This is a genomic window from Streptomyces sp. NPDC044033, from assembly GCF_056434425.1.
Window position 1 is genome coordinate 681,101 of sequence record NZ_JBWKFF010000001.1, and the last position, 12,819, is coordinate 693,919.

A 12,819-nucleotide genomic window follows, 5' to 3' on the forward strand; every position below is an offset into this window, starting at 1 on the left:
CCGCCTTTTATAGGGGCCCGCCGCGTGAAGCGGCGGGCCCTTGCGCGTGCTCCGGGCCCCTCTCTGCCCCCCGGGGAATTTCTGCCGCCTTGCTGGATGTTCACTGTTCAACTAAATTGGGGGCAAGAGCCGAGGAGGCCCGTCATGCCAGCAGTGACCGTGGAGAACCCGTTGACCCTGCCGCGCGTGGCCGCGCCGGCCGCCGCCGAACAACGGCCGGTGCTGCACGTGGCCACCGCGCCGAGCGGCTTCGAAGGCGAAGGCTTCCCGGTCCGCCGGGCCTTCGCGGGGATCGACTACAAGTACCTCGACCCGTTCATCATGATGGACCAGATGGGCGAGGTGGAGTACGCGCCCGGGGAGCCGAAGGGGACCCCCTGGCACCCGCACCGCGGCTTCGAGACCGTCACGTACATCATGGACGGCACCTTCATCCACCGGGACTCGCACGGTGGCGGCGGCACCATCAACGACGGCGACACCCAGTGGATGACCGCCGGGTCCGGGCTGCTGCACATCGAGACCCCGCCGGAGTCGCTCGTCATGAGCGGCGGGCTCTTCCACGGCCTACAGCTGTGGGTCAACCTGCCCAAGAGCGACAAGATGATGGCGCCGCGCTACCAGGACATCGGCGGCGGCCAGGTCAAGCTGCTCACCTCCGCGGACGGCGGCGCGCTGCTGCGCCTGATCGCCGGTGACATCGATGGTCATGCCGGGCCCGGTATCACGCACACGCCCATCACGATGACGCACGTGTCCATCAACCCGGGCGCCGAGCTGACGCTGCCGTGGCGCTCCGACTTCAACGCCCTCGCGTACGGCCTCGCCGGACGCGGCACCGCGGGCGCGGAGGGCCGGCCGTTCCGGATGGGGCAGGCGGTCGTCTTCGGCAACGGCGACTCGGTCACGATCAAGGCCGACGAGGCGCAGGAGTCCCGCAGCCCCAACTTCGAGGTCGTCCTCCTGGGCGGCCGCCCGATCCGCGAGCCGATGATGCACTACGGCCCGTTCGTCATGAACACCCACGCCGAGCTGGCCCAGGCCTTCGAGGACTTCCAGGCGGGGCGGCTGGGGAAGGTGCCGGCCGACGAGTCGTAACGCCCAGCGCCCAGCGCCCAGCGCCTGGCGGCGAGCACGACAGCGGAGGGCGGGCCCCCTTGGACTGGGGGCCCCCCCTCCGCTGTGTGAGGCCACGCCGCGCGGTTACGGCGTGGTCTGGGTCTCCTCTTCAGCGAACAGTTCCTCGGCGTCGGTGGCTGTGACCGCGTGGTTGAACCAGTGGTTCAGGGTGTCGAGGTCGGTGCAGTTGGTGATGCGTTCCCGGGCGGACTCGGGGGCGGAGACGCCACGGGCCGCCAGGAGTTGCAGAATTGCCTTGGCCTCGCCTCTGGCTTCTCCCCTGGCTTCGCCCTCCGTTTTGCCCTTCAGGTAGGTCTCCTCGATGATCGTGCCGCGGCCGGGGAAGTAGGTGCCGGGGGCATTGGGGTCCAGGCGCATCAGGTTCCTCCATGTTGTCTCGCCGCGGGCACCCAGGCGGCTGGGGTATGTGCCGGTTCGGTTGGGATCGGGGTGCACGTTGTTCCGGAGCCACTCTGCCGTGGGCCCGGCATCGTTCCACCCCTTGTGACGACGACGGACCGCGCCTTTACGGGGGCGCGGTCCGTCGTGGGCAGGTGGGGTGAGCGGCGGCTACTCCGCGAGTTCGACGCCCGTGTCGGTGAACAGTTCCTCGGCGTCGGTGGCCGTGACCGCGCGGTTGAACCAGTGGGTGAGGGTGTCGAGGTCGGTGCAGTCGGTGATGCGTTCACGGGCGGACTCGGGGACGGAGATGTCACGGGCCGTCAGGAGTTGCAGAATTGCCTGGGCCTTCCCCTTGGCCTCGCCTTTGGCTTCACCCCTGGCTTCTCCTCTGGCTTCTCCCCTGGCCTCGCCCTCCGTTTTGCCCTTTAGGTAGGTCTCCTCGATGATCGTGCCGCGGCCGGGGAAGTAGGTGCCGGGGGCATTGGGGTCCAGGCGCATCAGGTTCCTCCAAATGTCTCTTGCCGGGGTGTCACCCAGGCCGATCTCCAGCATTTCCGTGTAGTACTGCAGAGCCGCCGAGTCGGCCGTTCCCAGGGCATTCGCCAGTGCTTCCAGTATGGCCGTGGCGTCCGAGTCTTTTGCGTGGGTCAGGGCGGAGAAGGCGGCCAAGTCGAGGTTGCGGGCGGCTTCGGTGGGGCTGGTGATGACGGGGATGTTGTCGGGGCCGATGACTAGTGGGTGGGTGCTGAGGGCGGTCCAGCCCTCCACGCCGGTGTGGAAGGGGCCGGAGGCCCAGCGGGCTGTGGCCCGGTCCTGGCAGACGACCAGGAGCAGCGCGGGGATGCCGTATTTCGCGCTGAGGTAGGCCAGGTAGTACGTCCAGCTCGCGGCCTTGTCCGGGTCGCGGCGGCCCTGTGCCTCGATGGCCAGCAGGAATGCGCTGCCGTCGGACGGTTCGACGCGCAGCACGCTGTCCACTCTCCGCTCCAGCGGACGGATCTCGGTGACGTCGCCGGTGAGTACGTCGACGGAGACCTTCGCGGCCAGGGGCACGCCCAGGATGCGGAAGACCGGCGTCACGAGTGCGGGCCGGTCCTGGAAGATCCGGTGCGACGCCTCGTGCGGGGAGTTGACCATGAGCGGACGGTATGACCGTCCAAACATCGATCTTCGGTGTTTCGCGTGTGATCACCCGTATGAGTGGACTGGTCACGCTGTTTGTTCGATGGGGTGTTCGGGAGCGTCATCCGCGCGTTCCATGTGACGCCCCGTCACCCGCCTGCCCCCGCCCGGCGTGCCCCGCCGCCGCCCCCATGATCCTGTGAGGTGGTGGAGAACGAAGTGGAGGCCGGGCGGGCGTTGTTGCCCGAGGGTGCGCGGCGGGTGGCCGCGTGGTGTGTCGTGGTGCTGCTCCTGGCCGCGGTGGGGGCGGTCGGGGTGTGGTTGTGCGTGCAGTTGAAGGCCGCTGTGACGCCGGTGCTGCTGGCGTTGCTGGGGGCCGGGCTGCTCGGGCCGCTGTATCGGCGGCTGGTGGCGATGAGGGTGCAGCGGTCCCTGGCCGCGGGGCTGACGTGTGCGGCGCTCGTCGCGGTGGTGGGCGGCGCCGGGTACATCGTGGTGAGCGCGCTCATCGACACCGGCGACGAGATCGTGGCATCGCTGAAGGACGCGTCGCGTTCGCTCTCGGACCACTTCGGCACGGCCGGCACCTCCCTCGACGACATGGCGTCGAACGCCAAGGACTGGCTCGGCAAGTTCGGCGGAACCGCCGCTTCCGGGCTGCTGTCCGGGATCAGCGTGGTGGGCCAGGCCGCGGCAGCGGCGGTCCTCGCGCTGCTGCTGACCTTCTTCTTCCTGCGGGACTCGGACCGGGCGGCGGCGGCCCTGCGGTCGCTGGCTCCCGGGTCGAGCGGCCCGCAGCTGGAGGCGATGGCGCGGCGCGCCTTCGGGGCGGTCGAGGGGTTCATGCGGGGGACGACCGTCATCGCCCTGATCGACGCGGTCTGCATCACCGTCGGGCTGCTGATCCTGGGGGTGCCGGGGGCGGTGGGGCTGGGGGCGCTGGTGTTCGTGGGCGCGTACATCCCGTATCTGGGCGCGTTCATCTCCGGTGCGGTGGCCGTCCTGGTGGCGCTCGCGGACCGGGGGTTCGTGATCGCGCTGTGGGCGCTGGGCGTGGTGCTCGCCGTGCAGGTGCTGGAGGGGCATGTGCTCCAGCCGGTGATCCAGAGCCGTACGGTGCAGATGCATCCGGCCGTGGTGATGGTGGCGATCACGGCGGGCGCGAGCGTCGCCGGGATCGTGGGGATGCTGCTGGCCGTGCCGCTGACGGCCGCGGCCTTCGGGATCTTCGCCGAACTGCGGGAACGCTACGCGGCGGGCTCGACCGACGGGGCCGACGGGGCCGACGGGGCCGGGGGCGCCGACGGCTCCGCCGGTGCCGGACCCGGCGCCGCCGACCCCTCGTAGAGCTCGAACCAGATCGACTTCCCCTCGCCCCGCGGGTCCACCCCCCACGTCTCGGCGAGCAGCTCCATCAGCACCAGCCCGCGCCCCGAGGACGCCATCTCGCCGGGCTGGCGCAGGTGAGGCATGTCGTCGCTGGCGTCGGCGACCTCGACATGGATGCGGCGCCGGCGCCGCTCCCCGGTGATCTCGGCGACGAGGAGCGCGTCCCCGTCGGTGTGCACCAGGACGTTGGTGACCATCTCGGAGACCATCAGGACCGCCGAGTCGATCTGGTCCTCGTCCGCCCAGTCGTGCATCAGGTCGCGCAGCTGCTGGCGGGCCGCCGCTATGCGCTCGGGCTCGGCCTGGGCGACGGTCAGCACCGTGCGGCGGACGGGCGCGGACGTCTGGCCGTACGAGCCGACGCCGCAGCTGCCGCCCTCGCGGCACAGCAGCAGCACCGCGATGTCGTCCTCCCGCCGGTCGACGAGCGGCCCGGTGGTGTGGTGCGAGGACGGTCCGTGCACGGCCTGTACGAGCGCGTCGGCGAGCTTCTCCAGGCCGCCGGAGCCTTCGGCCTCCCACAGGTCGTGGCCCTCGATGATGGAGCGGAGCCGGCTCCAGCCGGTCTCCAGGTCGTGGCCGCCGGTCTCGATGAGGCCGTCGGTGCAGACCATCATCGTCTCGCCGGGTTCGAGGACGAGCCGGGTGGTGGGGTAGTCGGTGTCCGGGTCGATGCCGAGCGGCAGGCCGCCCGCGGTGGCCCGTACCAGCATGGTGCCGTCGACCAGCCGGATCGCCGGGTCCGGGTGGCCGGCGCGGGCGATGTCGAGGAGGCCGGTGCCGGGGTCGACCTCGATGTAGAGGCAGGTGGCGAAGCGCGGGTCGGAGCCGCCGCCGGGGTCGTCCAGGTCGTTGATGCCGGCCAGGAAGCGGGAGGCGCGGGAGAGGACCGCGTCGGGATGGTGGCCCTCGGAGGCGTAGGCGCGCAGCGCGATCCGCAGCTGGCCCATCAGCCCGGCGGCCCGTACGTCGTGGCCCTGCACATCCCCGATGACCAGCGCGATCTTCCCGGACGGCAGGGTGATCATGTCGTACCAGTCGCCGCCGACCTCCAGGCCGCCGCCGGTCGGCACGTAGCGGGCGGCCACCGCCATGCCGGGGATGTCCGGCTGCACGGTGGGCATCATCGAGCGCTGGAGGCCGTCGGTCAGCTCCCGCTCCGACTCGTGGACGCTGGCGCGCGAGAGGGCCTGGGCGAGCATCCGGGCGACCGTGGTCAGCACGGAGCGCTCGTCGGGGCTGAAGGTGACGGGTATGGAGAATCCGGCCATCCAGGCGCCGATGGTGCGGCCCGCGTTGATCAGCGGCAGGAAGGCCCAGGAGCGGCGGTCGAACTTCTCGGCCAGCGGCCAGGTGGTGGGGAAGCGGCGGCGGTAGTCGTCCGGGTCGGGCAGGTAGATCGCCCGGCCGGTCCGGATGACCTCGGCGGCCGGGTAGTCGGTGGACAGCGGCATGTCGAGGAACGGCTCCTCCTCGCCCTGCCGGTGGCCGTGGTGGCCGATGACCCGTATCCGGTCGCCGTCGATCCCGAAGACGGCCAGCCCGGCCGGCTCGAACCCCGGCATGGACAGTCCGGCCGCGACCCGCAGCACCTCGGCCGTGGACCGCGCCTCGGCGAGCGCCCGGCCCGCGTCGAGCAGGAACGCCTCGCGGTTGCGCCGCCAGTCGCCGGTGACGGGCGTACGGGCGGCGGAGGTGCCGGGCTGCGGCTCGGGGACCTCCGCCAGGGTGCCCACGAGCTCGTACGAGCCGTCGCGCGGGACCGGCTTGGTGCGGCTGCGTACGGTGCGCAGCACACGGCCCTCGTGGTCCACGACGCGCAGCCGGGCCTCGGCGAGGGTGCCCTCGGCGACGGCGAGGCTGATGATGCCCTGGATCTCGACCCAGTCGACGGGGTGGAAGCGGGCGCGCGCGGCGGACTCGGCCACTTCCACGGGCGCGGCGGGCAGGCCCATCAGTCGGGCGGCCTCCGCGTCGAAGGTCACGAGGCCCGTGACGTTGTTCCAGCGCCATAGGCCGGTCGCGACGGCGGCCAGGACATCCTCGGTGCGCATTGCCCCACTTTATGTGGACTTAAGTCAGGGATACCAGCGAGGGGCGTAACGGTAGGCTTGCACATTGGCCTGTACTGGACGACCTCAGGCCCCGCCCCCGGCCATCCGCCGGCCATCCGCCCCCGATCAGACGACTTGGATGAACGATGCATCGGTACCGGTCCCACACCTGCGGCGAGCTCCGTGCGGCTGACGTCGACACCGACGTCCGGCTGAGCGGCTGGCTGCACAATCGTCGTGATCTGGGCGGCATCCTCTTCATCGATCTGCGCGACCACTACGGTCTCGTGCAGCTCGTCGCCCGCCCCGGCACCCCCGCCAACGAGGCGCTCTCCTCGCTGACCAAGGAGTCCGTCGTCCGTATCGACGGCAGGGTGAGCGCGCGCGGCACGGACAACGTCAACCCCGACCTGCCGACCGGCGAGGTCGAGGTCGAGGTCACCGCCGTCGAGGTGCTGGGCGCCGCCGAGCAGATCCCCTTCACCATCAACGCCGAGGACGGGGTCAACGAGGAGAAGCGGCTCGAATACCGCTTCCTCGACCTGCGCCGCGAGCGTATGCACCGCAACCTCATGCTGCGCACCGCCGTGATCTCCGCCATCCGGCACAAGATGACCGCGCTGGGCTTCAACGAGATGGCGACCCCGATCCTGTCCGCGACGTCCCCCGAGGGCGCCCGCGACTTCCTGGTCCCCTCCCGGCTGCACGCGGGCAAGTTCTACGCGCTGCCGCAGGCCCCGCAGCAGTTCAAGCAGCTGCTGATGATCGCGGGCTTCGACCGCTACTTCCAGATCGCGCCCTGCTTCCGCGACGAGGACGCCCGCGCCGACCGCTCGCCGGGCGAGTTCTACCAGCTCGACGTGGAGATGAGCTTCGTCGAGCAGGAGGACGTCTTCGGCCCGATCGAGAAGCTCATGACCGAGCTGTTCACCGAGTTCGGCGGCGGCAAGACCGTCACCTCGCCGTTCCCGCGGATCCCGTTCCGCGAGGCGATGCTGAAGTACGGCTCCGACAAGCCCGACCTGCGGGCCAAGCTGGAGCTGACCGACGTCTCGGCCGTTTTCGCGGGCTCCGGCTTCAAGGCGTTCGCCGACAAGCACGTACGGGCGCTGGCCGTGCCGGACACCGCCGAACTGTCCCGGAAGTTCTTCGACCAGATGGGTGACTTCGCCGTCCAGCAGGGCGCGAAGGGGCTCGCCTGGGTCCGGGTGGGCGACGAGGGCGCGCTGACCGGCCCGATCGCCAAGTTCCTCACCGAGGACGACACCAAGGCGCTGCTGACCGCCCTGGACGCGGGGCCCGGCCACGCGGTGTTCTTCGGCGCGGGCGACTTCGACGAGGTCTCCAAGATCATGGGCGCGGTGCGGGTCGAGGCCGCCAAGCGCGCCGGGCACTTCGAGGAGGACGTCTTCCGGTTCTGCTGGATCGTCGACTTCCCGATGTTCGAGAAGGACGAGGACACCGGGAAGATCGAGTTCTCGCACAACCCGTTCTCCATGCCGCAGGGCGGCCTGGAGGCGCTGGAGACCAAGGACCCGCTGGATATCCTCGCCTGGCAGTACGACATCGTCTGCAACGGCGTCGAGCTGTCCTCCGGCGCGATCCGCAACCACGAGCCCGAGGTCATGTACAAGGCGTTCGCCATCGCCGGGTACGACAAGGACGCCGTGGAGCAGGAGTTCGGCGGCATGCTCCGCGCCTTCAAGTTCGGCGCCCCGCCGCACGGCGGCATCGCCCCGGGCGTCGACCGCATCGTGATGCTGCTGGCCGACGAGCCCAACATCCGCGAGACCATCGCGTTCCCGCTCAACGGCAACGCGCAGGACCTGCTGATGGGCGCGCCGAGCGAGGTGGAGGACGCGCGGCTCAAGGAGCTGCACCTGTCGCTGCGCAAGCCGCCGCTGAAGTAGTCGCCACAAAGACGGCGAAGGGCCCCTGAACCTCGCGGTTCAGGGGCCCTCTTCGCGTTCTCAGTGCGAGTTCGTCGCGCGGCGGTAGAACTCCAGCTCGGCGACGGCCACCTGCTTGTCCTTGCCCGTGCCGTACGCGGAGCGGATGACGAACCGCGCGGTCACCGCGTTGCGCACCCGCACGTCGACCTGCTGCACACCGCCGTCGTTGAGCGTGTGGTGCGAGGTGTGCGCCTTGCCCGCGGAGTCCGTCACGATCAGGTCGAAGTCCATCGGGCGGGCCTCGTCCGCGGACTGCGCCGAACGGGCCGAGGAGCCCGGCGTGACCAGCATCGCCAGCAGGTCGGTGGGCTGCTGGAACCGCGCCTCGATCCACTGGCCCGCCGAGTCGCCCGCGTACCCCGTGCCCCACCAGGTGTTGGAGTAGCCGTCGCCGGCCTGCTCCGGTCCGTGCTTGGGCGAGTGGTGCTTGTCCGCCCACGACGTGGGGTGCACGGGCACCCGCTTGGCGAAGTGGTCCTGCACGGCGCGGGCGGCCGGCGGGCCGCCGAAGACGCCGCCGACGATCACGCCGACCAGCAGGAGCGCGAGGAGGACGCGCGTGATCCAGCGGCCGTGCTCGCGGTGCAGCCGCGGGCGCTGACCGGCGTACGGGCCCTCGGCCACCGCGTCCCGCTCATCCGACAGCGGGCTGGCGCACTGCCGGCAGAAGTGCCGCCGCGGCGGGTTCACCGTGCTGCAGTACCGGCAGGGGTCCCCGAAGTCGGCCATGGGCACGCCCGGCGTACGGACCCGGGGCCGCTGCGTCTCGGGGCGGCCGGGCAGCACCGTGCCGGGCGCCTCCGGCGGGGCGGCGGGCGCCGTGGCCTCCGGTACGGGCACGAGCAGCGCGCGGATCGCGGTGTCGGACCGGCCCGGGGGGTCTGCCGCGGGGCGCTGCGGCTCCCAGTCGGCGCCGGGCTGAGCGGTCGGCGCGGCGGGACCGGACTGACCAGCCTGGCCGGGCTGACCAGCTTGACCGGACTGACCAGCCTGGCCGGACTGAGCAGCCTGGCCGGCCTGACCGGACTGAGCGGCCTCGTCGGGCTCGGCGGGCCCGGCGGGCTCCGCGGGGCTCTGCGCGGTGGGCCAGTCGTCGTTGACGCCCCGCCGCGCGCGCCGGTCGCCGGGCGACGGCGGCAGCGGCACGGTGTTCTCGGTGTCGGGGTCCTCGTACCCGGGCCGGGTCTGCGCCGCGCCGCCGGCGCTGCCCGGTGCCGCTTCGCTCGGCATGGGCCCCGCCGGGGGCAGCGGCGCGGAACCCGAGGCATGGGGACGGCCGGCCGGACCGGGGCCGGGGCTGCCGTGCGGGGCGTCGTACGAGCTGCCGTACGAGCCGCCGGGCGGGCCGTCGTGCGAGCCGGAGCCCGCCCCCGCGTCCGGCCCGCTGGGCACCCCGGACTCGCGCCCGGAGTACGGGCCGGAGGCCGAACCCGAAGGGCTCGAAGAGCTCGAAGGGCCCGAAGCGCCCGAAGCGCCGCCCGGCGCGGAGTCCGGCCGGCCACGGCCCGTACCGCCCTGGATGGTGCCGCCGTCCTTCGGAGCCGGGGCCGACCTGGGGGGCGGGGTCGTGTCCACCGTGGGCATGTTCTTCGCGGACGAGCCGTCGGCCGGCGATGTGGTCGGGGAGGAGTCCCAGCGGAGGAATCCACCGCAGGAGTCGCAGAAGGACTGGCCTTCCTGGCGCGCCGGGGTACCGCAGTCCGGGCAGGTGGCGGCGGGGGCGTCAGACATGGTCGGTTCCTTCCAGGGGAGCGGGGGCTGAGGCTACCTCGGTCGTGAAAGGGAGGTGCGCGGGGCGGGCCGCGGAGACGATGGCGTGCAGCCGGTGGGCGTCGACCGCCGCGGGGTCCGGGACGTGCAGGGTCACCCGCAGATACGGCCGCGGGTCGCCGGGGAAGGCGCCCAGGGGGCGCGCCGACCAGCTGGCGCCGCCGCTCTCCGCGATCTCGGGCCGTACGCCGAACGCCAGCCGCACGGCGTCGGACAGCCCCTGGTAGGTGCCCCGCACCCGGTGCAGGGAGACGGCCGTCGCCACCGCGTGGCGGCGCAGCGGCACCGGCTCCGTGCCGTCCAGCTCCGCGCCCACCCAGGTCGTCAGCCAGTCGATGAAGTCGTCCGGCGCCAGGGACGGCATGAAGTACGCCTCCAGGCAGTCCAGCACGTTGAACAAGGGCGCCAGCACCACGTCCAGGCCCTCGACGAAGCGCAGCGCGAAATCGTCCTCGGCGTAGATGCCGGGGAGCTGGTCGCCGAGCGGGTAGGGGGTGCCGAGCCCGTCGACCGTGCCCCGGTAGGCGGGCGGCGGCACCGCCTCGATCGGTGTCGTCATCGGCGTTACCGGGCCTCAATCACGCGTACGCGGTGGTCGAAGGGGAACAGCAGCGCCGACGGCGCCAGCTCTATGCGGTCCGTGGCGTCGCCGCGCCGCCCGGTCAGCGGGTCGGCGGGGTGCAGCAGCACCTCGTCCACCAGCTCCACCCCCGGCACCCGCTGGAGCGCCGCGAAGATCTCGCCGGAGCGCAGCGGCCGTCCGAACGGCCAGCCCTCGCCGTGCGCGCCGCCCGTCAGCGGGTCGAGGTAGTCGTAGAGCGCGTCGAGCGCCTCGGCCCGTACCCGCTCGGCCTGCGCGGCCCGGAAGGAGTGCAGCGTCGCGACGACCGTGATGCCCTGGTAGAAGGGCGGGCCGACCGACAGCCGGGTGCCCAGCGGGCGGCGCTCGTCGAGGAAGTCGGTGACCCGGCCGAGCAGTTCGTCGCCGGGCACCAGCTGCTCGAAGCGGAGCCGGCCGCCGCGGTCGGAGACGGCCTGCGGGACGACGAGGACCCGCACCGCGTTGTCGCCGTGGTCGTGCTGGTCCGCGGCCAGGCACGCGATACGGGCGGTCTCGGGCGCGGCGCGGCGCGCCAGCTCCTCGTAGTCCCGCGCCGTGACGGCCCGTTCCTGGGCGCGCAGCGCGATGGGGGCCCGTACCTTCGCCTCGTCGACCGTCTCGCCGTCGACGCCGCCGCGCGCGGCCTCCCGGTTCACGACGCGCGCGATGTACGGGATGGAGCTGCGCAGCACCTGGATCGCGCCGCGCGCCACATTGCCGCCGCGCCCGCCGCCGGTGCGGTAGCGGGCGGCGCGGATCATGGAGCCCTTGGCGGGCACGGCGCCGAACTGGTGCACTTCGCCGTCCGCCTGGCGTACGGACGGGCCGAAGGCGATCTCCCCGGTGGCCGCGTCCAGGGTGAGGTGGCGGTCCTCGGGCCCCGAGCGCGCGAAGTCGCCGACGACCTCCCAGCTCTGCCAGCCGTCGCCCTCCGAGACCTCCAGCAGCAGCGGCGGGTGGTCGCCGACGACGGGCGCGTTCGCGAGCCGCATCCGCTGCCCCGGGACGCCCGCGGACTCGCCCAGCGACTCGTCCCGTACGACCTCGGCGTGGGCGGCGACCGTCGTGCCGCCGATGGTGAACGCGGACGCCGACCGTACGGTCGGCGAGGCGCTGTAGAACGGCTGCCCCGGCGCGGCCTCCGTCACCCGGCAGCGCAGCCAGCCGGCCTCCCGGCGGCCGACGCGCGAGAGCAGATGGCCGGAGGGGATGTGCAGCACGACCTCGCCGGGCCGGTTGAGGCCGCCGGTGGAGTCCTCGTCGACCTCGCACTCGATCCAGCCGTCGGCCGTCCACGCCTCCCAGCACAGCGGCGGCTGCCGGGGGTCGACGCCGACGCCGTCCACCCGGCTGTCGAGGTTCAGCACCGCGACGCACCGCGGCACGGCCGCCGACAGCCCGAACAGCAGCATGTCGCCGGGGCGCGGCGACTCGGCGAAGACCGGCACGTCGTCGCCGCCGAAGATGTCGTGGCTGCGGTCCTCGGGCGAGGAACCGGCCTCCTGCCGCAGCACGGTCCCCAGCTCGCACGGCACGATCGTCAGATCGTGCTCCGTCGCGAAGGCCACCGCCTCCTCGGACTCGGTGCGGCTGGTCGCCACCTCCGTGCCGGCGGGCAGCATGACGGGCTCGTCCTGCGGCGCGGAGAGCCAGAACGTGACGTCCGCGCGGGACGCGGCGGGCGGGAAGAGGCTGACGCCCAGCAGGTCGAGGAAGGCGAGATGGTTCTTCTCCGGCACCCGGTTGAGCCGGTAGACGACCTGGTCCGCCATGTGCGCGACGGCCTCGATGAGGGTGACGCCCGGGTCCGAGACGTTGTGGTCGGTCCACTCGGGGCAGCGCTGCTGGATGTAGCGCTTGGCGTCGTCGACGAACTGCTGGAAGCGCCGGTCGTCGAGGTGGGGGGCGGGCAGGGCCATCAGACGTCGCTTTCGGTGGACGGGATCACGTAGAAGGGGAAGACGAGGGAGCGCGGGTTGTTGGTGCCCCGCACGGCGTACTGCACGTCGATGTACAGCACCGACGAGTCGTCCGGCGCGGGGCTCACCAGTACGTCCAGCACCTCGATGCGCGGCTCCCACCGGTCCAGTGACAGCCGCACCTCGTACCGGATGCGCCCGGCCGTGGCCTCGTTGACCGGTGCGAAGACCATGTCGTGCACCGCGCACCCGAACTCGGGCCGCATCGGCCGCTCGCCGGGCGCGGTGGCCAGCACCAGCCGCATGGACTCCTCGATCTCGCGCTCGCGGCGGACGAGCGCGATGCCGCCGGAGACATCCGTGCGCATCGGGAACGCCCAGCCCGCACCGACGAATTGCTCACTCATCTGCCGTGGCCCCTCAGGCTCGGATCGGAACCAGGTCCGGTCCATGGACGTGGACGCGGACGTGTTCTCGGACTTGTTCTCGGT

At 72.2% G+C, this 12,819-nt stretch carries 10 protein-coding genes; 3 read left to right on the forward strand and 7 right to left on the reverse strand.

Annotation, left to right across the window (positions count from 1 at the left end):
- Window positions 1-144: 144 nt before the first annotated feature.
- Window positions 145-1,098, forward strand: coding sequence for a pirin family protein (locus AC07AB_RS03020; protein WP_478559019.1), 954 nt, complete (start codon window positions 145-147; stop codon window positions 1,096-1,098).
- Window positions 1,099-1,203: 105 nt separating this feature from the next.
- On the opposite strand, the gene AC07AB_RS03025 is transcribed toward AC07AB_RS03020, so the two are convergent.
- Together AC07AB_RS03025 and AC07AB_RS03030 are read right to left on the reverse strand one after the other, a co-directional pair.
- On the reverse strand, window positions 1,204-1,497 hold the full coding sequence (locus AC07AB_RS03025) for a hypothetical protein (RefSeq protein WP_478559022.1): 294 nt from the start codon (window positions 1,495-1,497) through the stop codon (window positions 1,204-1,206).
- A 192-nt stretch (window positions 1,498-1,689) separates the two neighbouring features.
- Window positions 1,690-2,658: a hypothetical protein gene (locus AC07AB_RS03030; protein WP_478559025.1), complete on the reverse strand. Its 969-nt coding sequence runs from the start codon at window positions 2,656-2,658 to the stop codon at window positions 1,690-1,692.
- Between the two features lie 189 nt (window positions 2,659-2,847).
- Between AC07AB_RS03030 and AC07AB_RS03035 the strand changes: the two genes are divergently transcribed.
- Window positions 2,848-3,990, forward strand: coding sequence for an AI-2E family transporter (locus AC07AB_RS03035; RefSeq protein ID WP_478559028.1), 1,143 nt, complete (start codon window positions 2,848-2,850; stop codon window positions 3,988-3,990).
- On the opposite strand, the gene AC07AB_RS03040 is transcribed toward AC07AB_RS03035, so the two are convergent.
- On the reverse strand, window positions 3,891-6,086 hold the full coding sequence (locus tag AC07AB_RS03040) for an ATP-binding SpoIIE family protein phosphatase (RefSeq protein WP_478559031.1): 2,196 nt from the start codon (window positions 6,084-6,086) through the stop codon (window positions 3,891-3,893). The two genes, AC07AB_RS03035 and AC07AB_RS03040, sit on opposite strands and share 100 nt — an antisense overlap.
- Before the next feature lie 146 nt (window positions 6,087-6,232).
- On the opposite strand from AC07AB_RS03040, the gene aspS reads away from it, so the two are divergent.
- Window positions 6,233-7,996: an aspartate--tRNA ligase gene (aspS, locus tag AC07AB_RS03045; protein ID WP_478559034.1), complete on the forward strand. Its 1,764-nt coding sequence runs from the start codon at window positions 6,233-6,235 to the stop codon at window positions 7,994-7,996.
- A gap of 60 nt (window positions 7,997-8,056) precedes the next feature.
- On the opposite strand, the gene AC07AB_RS03050 is transcribed toward aspS, so the two are convergent.
- The 4 genes from AC07AB_RS03050 to AC07AB_RS03065 are packed head-to-tail and all read right to left on the reverse strand — an operon-like array spanning window position 8,057 to window position 12,735.
- Entirely contained in the window at window positions 8,057-9,769 is a 1,713-nt protein-coding gene (locus tag AC07AB_RS03050; protein WP_478559037.1) for an NADase-type glycan-binding domain-containing protein, read from the reverse strand.
- Complete coding sequence (locus AC07AB_RS03055) at window positions 9,762-10,367, reverse strand: phage tail protein (protein WP_478559040.1); 606 nt, start codon at window positions 10,365-10,367, stop codon at window positions 9,762-9,764. Before AC07AB_RS03055 ends, AC07AB_RS03050 begins: the two co-directional genes overlap by 8 nt.
- A 5-nt stretch (window positions 10,368-10,372) precedes the next feature.
- Entirely contained in the window at window positions 10,373-12,328 is a 1,956-nt protein-coding gene (locus tag AC07AB_RS03060; protein WP_478559043.1) for a putative baseplate assembly protein, read from the reverse strand.
- Window positions 12,328-12,735 (reverse strand): GPW/gp25 family protein, encoded by a 408-nt coding sequence (locus AC07AB_RS03065; protein WP_478559046.1) that lies wholly within the window; start codon window positions 12,733-12,735, stop codon window positions 12,328-12,330. The genes AC07AB_RS03060 and AC07AB_RS03065 overlap by 1 nt, the downstream gene beginning before the upstream one ends.
- Window positions 12,736-12,819: the final 84 nt, after the last annotated feature.

Bases quoted from the DNA above. Each gene is read 5' to 3' on its own strand.
- AC07AB_RS03020 (WP_478559019.1), top strand. From the start codon at position 145: ATGCCAGCAGTGACCGTGGAGAACCCGTTGACCCTGCCGCGCGTGGCC.
- AC07AB_RS03025 (WP_478559022.1), bottom strand. From the start codon at position 1,497: ATGCGCCTGGACCCCAATGCCCCCGGCACCTACTTCCCCGGCCGCGGC.
- AC07AB_RS03030 (WP_478559025.1), bottom strand. From the start codon at position 2,658: ATGGTCAACTCCCCGCACGAGGCGTCGCACCGGATCTTCCAGGACCGG.
- AC07AB_RS03040 (WP_478559031.1), bottom strand. From the start codon at position 6,086: ATGCGCACCGAGGATGTCCTGGCCGCCGTCGCGACCGGCCTATGGCGC.
- aspS (WP_478559034.1), top strand. From the start codon at position 6,233: ATGCATCGGTACCGGTCCCACACCTGCGGCGAGCTCCGTGCGGCTGAC.
- AC07AB_RS03050 (WP_478559037.1), bottom strand. From the start codon at position 9,769: ATGTCTGACGCCCCCGCCGCCACCTGCCCGGACTGCGGTACCCCGGCG.
- AC07AB_RS03055 (WP_478559040.1), bottom strand. From the start codon at position 10,367: ATGACGACACCGATCGAGGCGGTGCCGCCGCCCGCCTACCGGGGCACG.
- AC07AB_RS03060 (WP_478559043.1), bottom strand. From the start codon at position 12,328: ATGGCCCTGCCCGCCCCCCACCTCGACGACCGGCGCTTCCAGCAGTTC.
- AC07AB_RS03065 (WP_478559046.1), bottom strand. From the start codon at position 12,735: ATGAGTGAGCAATTCGTCGGTGCGGGCTGGGCGTTCCCGATGCGCACG.